9 protein-coding genes and 1 pseudogene are annotated in these 8,901 nt (G+C 59.4%); 8 read left to right on the top strand and 2 right to left on the bottom strand.

Going from position 1 to position 8,901, the window contains the following annotated elements; genetic code table 11:
- Together IE166_RS09310 and IE166_RS09305 are read right to left on the bottom strand one after the other, a co-directional pair.
- Positions 1–283, bottom strand: a 283-nt coding sequence (locus IE166_RS09310; RefSeq protein ID WP_189503143.1) for a TRAP transporter large permease subunit, incomplete at its 3' end; no start/stop codon positions are given.
- Positions 280–864, bottom strand: coding sequence for a TRAP transporter small permease subunit (locus IE166_RS09305; protein ID WP_189503142.1), 585 nt, complete (start codon positions 862–864; stop codon positions 280–282). The genes IE166_RS09305 and IE166_RS09310, both read right to left, overlap by 4 nt.
- 306 nt (positions 865–1,170) lie before the next feature.
- On the opposite strand from IE166_RS09305, the gene IE166_RS09300 reads away from it, so the two are divergent.
- From IE166_RS09300 to IE166_RS09265, 8 genes and pseudogenes are all read left to right on the top strand, one after another.
- Positions 1,171–3,498: a putative bifunctional diguanylate cyclase/phosphodiesterase gene (locus tag IE166_RS09300; RefSeq protein WP_189503141.1), complete on the top strand. Its 2,328-nt coding sequence runs from the start codon at positions 1,171–1,173 to the stop codon at positions 3,496–3,498.
- Between the two features lie 171 nt (positions 3,499–3,669).
- A complete protein-coding gene (locus IE166_RS09295) occupies positions 3,670–4,452 on the top strand; it encodes an N-acyl amino acid synthase FeeM domain-containing protein (protein ID WP_244641379.1) in 783 nt (260 codons plus the stop codon).
- 130 nt (positions 4,453–4,582) lie between these two features.
- Positions 4,583–5,182 (top strand): NUDIX domain-containing protein, encoded by a 600-nt coding sequence (locus IE166_RS09290; RefSeq protein ID WP_244641378.1) that lies wholly within the window; start codon positions 4,583–4,585, stop codon positions 5,180–5,182.
- 46 nt (positions 5,183–5,228) lie between these two features.
- A complete protein-coding gene (locus tag IE166_RS09285) occupies positions 5,229–5,378 on the top strand; it encodes a DUF3096 domain-containing protein (protein ID WP_189503139.1) in 150 nt (49 codons plus the stop codon).
- 111 nt (positions 5,379–5,489) lie between these two features.
- Complete coding sequence (locus tag IE166_RS09280; RefSeq protein WP_189503138.1) at positions 5,490–5,723, top strand: aa3-type cytochrome c oxidase subunit IV; 234 nt, start codon at positions 5,490–5,492, stop codon at positions 5,721–5,723.
- A gap of 64 nt (positions 5,724–5,787) precedes the next feature.
- Positions 5,788–7,047 (top strand): Re/Si-specific NAD(P)(+) transhydrogenase subunit alpha, encoded by a 1,260-nt coding sequence (locus IE166_RS09275; RefSeq protein ID WP_189503137.1) that lies wholly within the window; start codon positions 5,788–5,790, stop codon positions 7,045–7,047.
- 89 nt (positions 7,048–7,136) lie between these two features.
- Positions 7,137–7,454 (top strand): annotated as a pseudogene (locus IE166_RS09270) (proton-translocating transhydrogenase family protein); the annotation flags it as partial.
- Positions 7,455–7,457: 3 nt separating this feature from the next.
- Entirely contained in the window at positions 7,458–8,855 is a 1,398-nt protein-coding gene (locus tag IE166_RS09265) for an NAD(P)(+) transhydrogenase (Re/Si-specific) subunit beta (protein WP_189503135.1), read from the top strand.
- Positions 8,856–8,901 lie beyond the last annotated feature (46 nt).

The following is an 8,901-nucleotide window of genomic DNA, read 5'->3' as shown; positions in this document are numbered from 1 at the left end:
CCATGCCGCTTTTTTCAAGCACGATGCCCATGAAGGTAAAGAACGGGATCGCCAACAATGTTTCGTTGGCGAGCGTCCCCCAGAAGCGATCGGGCAGAGCGTAAAGCAGCGGCCAGGACAGGTTGATATTGCCGCCCGACACCGGCGCCAGTTCAACGCCGATCACGAAGAACAGCAAACCGTTCGCGGCGAGCGAGAAGGCGACGGGGTATCCCAGGATCAGGAAGAAGATCAGTGACACGAACATGATCGGCGCCATGTTCTCGGCAATCAAAGCCATCATTTGCGGATGTCCTCCGCGATGGCCTGGCCTTCGAGTTCGGCCGCTTCATGGGCCGACACAAAGGGATTGGGATCCTCGATCAAGCCGCGCATCACGCCGATCTTCTTGATGATTTCGGAAATGCCCTGCAGCCCCAGCATCACGAAGCCGATCAGAAGCAGCGACTTGGCCGGCCAGATCAGCAACCCGCCGGCGCTCGATGAGGTCTCGCCATTGCGGTAGGACAGGAGGAAGTAGGGCCAGAAATAATAGATCATCAGCAGCACGAACGGCATGAGAAAGAACACATGCCCGAACAGGTCGATCCAATGCTGCGTGCGGCGCGACCACATGCCGTAAACGATGTCGACGCGGATATGCTCGTTCTGCTTCAGCGTATAAGCAGCGGCCAGAAGGAAAGCGGCGCCGAACAGGTACCATTGCAGTTCCAGCCAGGCATTGGACGACACGTTGAAGGTCTTGCGCACAACGGCATTGCCGGCGCTGACCAGGATCGCCGCAAGGATCGCCCAGGCAAAGATCTTGCCGATCATCTCGTTGACGCGATCAACTGCCCTCGCAAAAGCGAGCAAAGCTTTCATGCAGAACCTCCTCCCACGACGGCGCATCATCCCACCACGCGCCGACCCGACTGTATGCTCGACCCCATGCACGGCGCAACAACCAGCATTCCACAGGCATCCCGCGCACTAGCAGAGTTGTGTCAGGCTTAAAAGTGCGGCGAAGGGATAAGGAGAGAGTTGCAAGTCTCAGGCGCCTGCTCCCCGCTTGACATCGCCGCCATTCAGGCTGGCATTATCTGTCAATATCAACGGCTTCAATCAGGAAGGTCTAAACCTTTCTTAAGGCGGCATATGCGATAGACAGGCACTGACCGGCACCAGGCAATGAGCAGCGCGAAGCCCGACACAATACCGAAGGACGTCTACGTCCAATTCATCCGGTCATTGTACGACAACGTGCACATGATCCTGATCGGGGCGTTTTGCCATGCGATCATGACCTTCATGTCTTTTCGGACAACGGGGGAGCCGGTCTACCTCTGGCTGACGATCATCCTGGCTGGACTGGGTCTTGGTCGCTTCCTCAGCATGTCTCGGGTCGTTCGACTTTCCTTGATCGTTGATTATGAAAGCGCCAAGGCATGCGAGCGGAACTATATTCTGCTGGGGTCTTTGCAGGGATTGGCACTCGGCGGATATTGCTTCACGGCAATCTACCTCGTTCCGGATGCCTTCTCGGAAATCGCGGCTCTTGCGGTAACGCTGAGCTCGCTGGTCACCGTGTCAGGCCGGAACTACGGCTCCCGCAGCATGGTAGCAATCTTCGGGATCACCATCGTATCGCCGATCTCACTCAGTCTGATCCTTCGAGGTGATCTCCCGAATATCGTTCTCGGTCTCCTGATCTTTCCGTTCCTCTTCGTCCTGAAGGGGACTGCTGACCAAGTCCGCTACGTCCTCTTCTCCGCAGTCACCGGGCACAAGCAAGCGAAGCAGATCGCCCAGCGCTTCGATCGTGCACTGAATACGATGTCGCACGGCTTGGTCATGGTGAACTCGGCCAATGTCGTGGTTGTGGCCAATGCGGAAGCAGCGGGCATGCTACAAATGCAGTCGGCCGATCGCATGATCGGCCGCAGCCTGCATTCCCTGCTCATGCGCAGCGTTGCGGCAGGACTGATGGAGGCGAAAGACTGCGTTTACGTGGAAAGCCAGTTGGGACGTGCTCTGAGAGACCAGCGCGACCGCAAGCTGCTCGTGAGTTTCGCTAATGGTCAGCATGTTGAATTCTCTGCGCGAGAAGGGTCGAACGATCTCGGCGTCATCACGTTCGAGGATGTAACCGCGAGGATCGATGCCGAAGAGCGTGTTCGATTCATGGCGCGGTATGATGGCCTGACGGGGCTTCCCAATCGCGCCTACTTCCATGAAGTGGTGACAGGACATATGGCCGTCGGTGACCGAAGCCGTTTGTGCGGCCTCGTCGTGGTCGATCTCGACGACTTCAAGAGCGTCAATGACACGTTGGGTCATCCGATCGGCGATGGGTTGATCTACGCGATGGCAAGCAAGCTGAGCGCCTTTTCTTCTGACGAGGTGAAAGTCAGCCGTTTCGGGGGCGATGAGTTTGTTTTGTTTTTCGATCAGGTGAAGAACGAAGACGAGTTTGTGTCGCAGCTGGACGACATCTTTCGAAGCGTGTCCGGAGACGTGGACGTGGCCGGCCACAACTTGCGGATGCAGGTCAGTGCGGGTGCCGTCATCTCGCAGGTTCAACGAACCGACGTCGACAGTATGTTCGTGAAGGCGGACCTGGCGCTTTACAAGGCTAAAGAGCAAGGCAAGAACGGGTGGCGTTTGTTCGAAACCGCCATGGATGATGCATTTCGCAATCGGCAGGTCATGAAGGCGGATCTGCGTAGCGCTGTCGACATGGGCAAATTGCGCGTTGTGTATCAGCCGATCGTGGGTCTGACGTCCATGCGCATCGATGGGTGCGAAGCCCTTTGCCGCTGGGATCACCCCGAACTTGGGCCCATTTCGCCAGCGGTGTTTATCCCGCTTGCGGAGGAGATGGGCATCATCTCCGACATCAGCATCTTCGTGCTGAACACGGCGTGTCGTGAATGCCTTGCTTGGCCGCAGCCGATCAGCGTTTCCGTCAACCTGTCGGCGAAAGATCTGCGCGACGGAGATATTGTCGAACAGGTCAGGCTGGCTTTGGAGAGTTCCGGTCTTGAACCGAGCCGCCTGGAGATTGAAGTCACCGAAACAGCGCTGCTAGACGACAAGTCGCAGAGCCGCCACTATCTTGAGGATCTCAAGGCACTGGGTGTCCGAATTGCTTTGGATGACTTCGGCACAGGCTATTCCAGCCTCAGCTACTTGCACACGCTGCCGCTGGACAAGATCAAGATCGACCGCAGCTTCATCATGGATCTGGCAGGCGATGAAAAGTCGCTGACGCTGCTCAAGGGGATCGTCAACCTGTCTCGGTCTCTCGGTTTGCAGGTGACCGTAGAAGGCGTTGAGACCATCGAGCAGCTGCGCATTCTGTCTGACACTGTCGAGCCGGACTTGTTGCAGGGCTTCCTCTTCGGGGCTGTATTGACGGCGACCGGCGTCGATACAATCGCCTCCACTATGTGGCCGTTCGGTAAAAAGTTGCGCGCTGCAAAATCGCGCCGCTCACGATTGGCTTCTCACGTCTGACGACTCGCTCGGCAAACTTGATAGGCCTACATGCGGCCGCCGAGAGGCCTGCTACCGATATGCACAAGAGAAAGGATAAGGTTAACAAAGGGTAAACATGATAGGTCGAATTTTCAGCTTTACTGATGTGCCCGGCGCGGTAACGTCGCCCCCAGGCAGACGGGGGCCATTATGGGAATTGAAGGCAGCGGGGCCGCAGCACAGCAGCCCGGCGTAGAACAGGTTCGGACTATCGCCGAGCCTGATACTTTTACAAAGAGCGTCATCGCTCTTCTCGACCAAGTTGAATATCGACGCTGTGAAACAGGCGAGGACATTGAAGCCATCTACCGGCTTCGCTATGATTCATATTTGGCAACCGGGATGGTCGGGCCAAATCCATCCAAGATGGTCGTTGACGAGTATGACGACCTGGCAAATTCATATCGCTTCGGCGTGTTTATCGACGGCGCGCTCGTCAGCACGATCCGCTTGCACCATGTGAGCGCAGAGCAGCCGCGGTCTCCAAGCATGACGGTTTTCGGTGATGCGCTAAGGCCGAGGCTGGAAGCTGGAGAAACCTTCGTCGATCCAAGTCGGTTCGCAGCCGATCTTTATGTCTCCAAGCAGCATCGGGTCCTGCCCTACCTCACTTTGCGTCTTGCCGTTGTCGCTTGCAGCTACTTCGACCCGACATATTGCCTGACCGCCATCAAGGAGGAGCATGCGGCCTTCTACAAACGGATTTTCAATGCCAGCCAGGCATTGCCGCCGCGTACATATCCCGGACTGATGATGCCAGTGCATTTGTTCCAGTCCCGGACCTCGGAGAACATGGAAAACACCCTGCGCCGGTTCCCCTTCTTCCGCTCAACGGCGGCGGAGCGGCGGATGTTGTTTGCGCGGCCGGGGCCGGGTGAGCTGGCGCCGCTGACGATCCTGCCGACCGCGAAATATTACCGGCCAGCCGCCTGACCTTTGGTGATATGCCGGTAGACGCGGGCAGGGGAATCATCGAGCGTCTGTTTCATGCGCTGGCATTGCCCGCCCAGCTTTTGTTGCCGGAATGCGAGGGATCTTGACCAAGCCGCCGAAACACAACCCCTTGGTTGAGCCTCGCTCCGACGAGCAGGGCGACGTTGCGATCCGCGATGTCCAGGTCCTTTCGGACAACTGGTACACGCTGCGCAACTACACGATCGATGTGCGTCGCTCCGACGGCACATGGCAGCAACAGAAGCGCGAAGTCTTCGACCGCGGCAGCGGCGCGGGCATTCTGCTTTACAACAAGGAACGGCGCAGCATCATCCTGACGCGGCAGTTCCGGCTGCCGGCCTACTTGAATGGTGTGGCTGATGGCATGATGCTGGAAGTCCCTGCGGGCCTTCTCGATGACCGCGATCCGGCCGACGCGATCCGGCACGAAGTCGCCGAGGAAACCGGATATGCGATTGGAGAGCCGCAGAGCATCACCGACTGCTTTTCAAGCCCCGGTTCCGTGACCGAACGGCTGCATCTGTTTCTGGCGGAATATGATCCTGCGTCACGTCCCAGCCTTGGCGGCGGGCTGGTGGATGAGGGCGAGGACATCGAGGTCGTGGAAATGGGCTTCGATGACGCCCTGGCTGCGATTGCCGATGGCCGCATTCGCGACGCCAAGACGATCCTGTTGATCTATCATGCGCGGGTGCATGGGGTTCTTTGAACCTTCGGCGCCACCGGTCGTTCCCAAGCGAACCAAGGAGATTCTCATGACCCTGACTGCCCTGACGCTGACGCCGCTGATTTCGCTGATTGCCGGCGTGCTGATCCTGATCATGCCCCGCCTGCTCAACTATATCGTCGCGCTGTACCTGATCATTATCGGACTGGTCGGCCTCTTTCCGCAGCTTGGCGGATAAGGCGTTCTCCGGGCTGATCTCTTATCAGGCCTTCCGCCGCGACAAGTGCGCCATTGCCCTGATCTCGGAGTTTCGCTATGTGCGAGAACAATCTTGCTTGTGGGGGTAAACATGGCTGATCAGACGCCAAGCGGGCCGCTCGAAATGGGCGCCGAGATGGATTATTCCGAGCATGAGAAAACCTATGAAGGTTTTCTTGCGCTGACCAAGTACGGCACGCTCGTGCTTGTTGCTCTGATGATCGCGATGGCTTTTGGCTTCTTCATGGGAGGCGGGTTCATTTCCTCCATCATCCTGTTCGCCATCATCTGCGCCGGCGGGACGTTCTTCCTGCGCTCCGCTTGAACGGCTTGAGCCTAGGCTGAAGCCGCTTCCTTCCTGAAACATCAACGGCGAAAGGGGCGCGCTGTTGGCTCAGACCGTCTTTATTCCGAAAGAGATTGATCCGGCGGAGCCGCGTGTTGCGGCCTCACCCGACACGGTCAAGCGCATGAAGGCGCTTGGGCTTGATGTCGTGGTGGAAAGCGGTGCCGGGCTTAATTCCCGTATTCCAGACAGCGAGTTCACCAAAGCGGGCGCAACGATCGGCGGTGTCGCCGATGCCTCAAGCGCTGACGTCGTGCTCAAGGTTCGTCGCCCCTCCGCGGACGAGATCCGCGGTTACAAGTCGGGCGCGCTCGTCATTGCGACCATGGATCCCTATGGCAAGCAGGCCGAAGTCGAGGCCATGGGGTCCGCGGGCATCTCTGCTTTCGCCATGGAGTTCATGCCGCGCATCACCCGCGCTCAGGTCATGGACGTGCTGTCCAGCCAGGCAAATCTTGCCGGTTATCAGGCCGTGGTTGATGCCGCAGCAGTTTACGACCGCGCGCTACCGATGATGATGACGGCGGCAGGCACCGTGCCCGCCGCCAAGGTGTTCGTGATGGGTGCGGGCGTTGCAGGCTTGCAGGCGATTGCCACCGCGCGTCGCATGGGCGCCATTGTCACCGCCACTGACGTGCGCCCCGCTGCCAAGGAACAGGTTGCTTCGCTCGGCGCCAAGTTCGTGGCTGTCGAGGATGAAGAGTTCAAGGCCGCCGAAACGGCGGGCGGCTATGCCAAGGAAATGTCCAAAGCATATCAGGACAAGCAGTCAGCGCTTGTTGCCGAGCACATTGCCAAGCAGGACATCGTCATCACGACGGCGCTGATCCCCGGCCGGCCTGCGCCGAAGCTGGTCTCGGCGGCGATGGTCGCAGCGATGAAGCCCGGCTCGGTCCTTGTCGATCTCGCGGTTGAACGCGGCGGCAATGTCGAAGGCGCCGTGGCGGATGCCGTGATCACGCTTGAAAACGGCGTCACGATCGTTGGCCACACCAATGTTGCCGGTCGCATCGCGGCTTCCGCCTCGCTGCTTTACGCGCGCAACCTCTACGCCTTCCTGGAATCGATGGTCGACAAGACCTCAAAGACGATCGTGGTCAATCCGGACGACGAGTTGGTGAAGGCGACGTTGCTGACCCATGGCGGCGCGGTCATTCACCCCAATTTCGCATCGGCAGCACCTGTGGCTGCGCCGACCGCACCTGCAGAAGCGGTCAGCACCGAGCCTGGCCTCGACGCGGCGCCGGAAGAGGCCGCTGCGGTTGGTGGCGAGCAGCCCGGCAAGCCGGAAGGAGCAGCGTGATGGAAAACACAGCAGTTCAGGACGCACTTGATCGCGTCGACGCGGCAATCACCAACCTTCATCTGGCGCTCGCGCATAACGACAATGTCGCGCAGGCCGTTCATGCCGCATCGGGCGGGGTGATCGATCCTTTCGTGTTCCGTTTGGCGATCTTCGTGCTGGCGATCTTTGTCGGCTATTACGTCGTCTGGTCGGTGACGCCGGCGTTGCACACGCCGCTGATGGCCGTGACCAACGCGATCTCATCGGTGATCGTGGTGGGTGCGCTTCTGGCGGTCGGCATCTCGGCTTCCGGTCTGGCGACCGGCTTCGGCTTCATTGCCTTGATCCTCGCTTCCGTGAACATCTTCGGCGGCTTCCTTGTCACGCAGCGCATGCTGGCGATGTACAAGAAGAAGGAGCGCTAGTTCATGAGCATCAACGTCGCTTCCTTCCTTTATCTCGTTTCCGGCGTCCTGTTCATCATGGCGCTGCGTGGCCTGTCGCATCCGACCACCAGCCGGCAGGGCAATATCTACGGCATGATCGGCATGGCGATCGCGATCGTCACGACGCTCGCTCTGGCGCGCCCGAGCCTTGGCGGCTTCGGCCTGATCGTGCTCGGTCTCGCCATCGGCGGCGGCATCGGCGCGGTCACCGCTCGCCGCATCGCCATGACATCCATGCCGCAGCTCGTCGCGGCCTTCCACAGCCTGGTTGGCTTGGCCGCCGTGATGGTTGCGGCCGCAGCCATGTATGCGCCGGAGAGCTTCGGCATTGGCACGGTCGGCGACATCCACGGCCAGGCGCTGGTGGAAATGAGCCTCGGCGTTGCCATCGGCGCCATCACCTTCACCGGCTCGGTTATCGCTTACCTGAAGCTCGACGGGCGCATGTCCGGCAAGCCGATCCTGCTGCCGGCACGCCATGCGGTGAACATCGCGCTGGCTGCAGCTTTGGTGCTGCTCATCATCCTGCTGGTGACCACGCAGAGCTATGCGGTCTTCTGGCTGATCGTCATCGCCTCGCTGGCACTCGGCGTCTTGCTGATCGTCCCGATCGGCGGCGCGGACATGCCGGTCGTGGTGTCGATGCTCAACTCCTATTCGGGTTGGGCGGCGGCTGCACTCGGCTTTACGCTGGGCAATCTCGCGCTGATCATCACTGGCGCGCTGGTTGGCTCGTCGGGTGCGATCCTGTCCTACATCATGTGCAAGGGCATGAACCGCTCCTTCATCTCCGTCATTCTCGGCGGCTTCGGCGGCGAAACGGCTGCCGCTGCCGATGATGGGATCGAGCGCAACGTGAAGCTCGGCTCGGCCGACGATGCCGCTTATCTCATGGCCAATGCCTCGAAGGTCATCATCGTGCCGGGCTACGGCATGGCGGTGGCGCAGGCGCAGCACGCGCTTCGCGAACTGGCCGATAAGCTCAAGGCCAACGGCGTCGAGGTCAAATACGCGATCCATCCGGTTGCCGGCCGTATGCCCGGCCACATGAACGTGCTGCTTGCCGAAGCCAACGTGCCTTATGACGAGGTCTTCGAACTCGAAGACATCAACTCGGAATTTGCGCAGGCCGATGTGGCCTATGTGATCGGCGCTAACGACGTGACCAACCCGTCGGCGCGCGACGACAAGTCCTCGCCGATCTACGGCATGCCGATCCTTGACGTCGATAAGGCCCGCACCTGCCTCTTCGTGAAGCGCTCACTCGGCTCCGGTTATGCCGGCATCGATAATACGCTGTTCTATAAGGACGGCACGATGATGCTCTTGGGCGACGCCAAGAAGATGACCGAAGACATCGTCAAGGCGATGGACCACTGAGACAACAAAAAAGGCCGGCAGTGATGCCGGCCTTTTTTATACGAGA

Source organism: Tianweitania populi, assembly GCF_014652875.1.
Taxonomy (GTDB): Bacteria; Pseudomonadota; Alphaproteobacteria; order Rhizobiales; family Rhizobiaceae; genus Tianweitania; species Tianweitania populi.
This window is presented reverse-complemented; position numbering and strand designations above follow the sequence as displayed.

What these genes read in the sequence shown, in the direction of transcription:
- IE166_RS09305 (WP_189503142.1), bottom strand. Translation starts at nt 864, where the DNA reads ATGAAAGCTTTGCTCGCTTTTGCGAGGGCAGTTGATCGCGTCAACGAG.
- IE166_RS09285 (WP_189503139.1), top strand. Translation starts at nt 5,229, where the DNA reads ATGACCCTGACTGCCCTGACGCTGACGCCGCTGATTTCGCTGATTGCC.
- IE166_RS09265 (WP_189503135.1), top strand. Translation starts at nt 7,458, where the DNA reads ATGAGCATCAACGTCGCTTCCTTCCTTTATCTCGTTTCCGGCGTCCTG.
- IE166_RS09295 (WP_244641379.1), top strand. Translation starts at nt 3,670, where the DNA reads ATGGGAATTGAAGGCAGCGGGGCCGCAGCACAGCAGCCCGGCGTAGAA.
- IE166_RS09280 (WP_189503138.1), top strand. Translation starts at nt 5,490, where the DNA reads ATGGCTGATCAGACGCCAAGCGGGCCGCTCGAAATGGGCGCCGAGATG.
- IE166_RS09300 (WP_189503141.1), top strand. Translation starts at nt 1,171, where the DNA reads ATGAGCAGCGCGAAGCCCGACACAATACCGAAGGACGTCTACGTCCAA.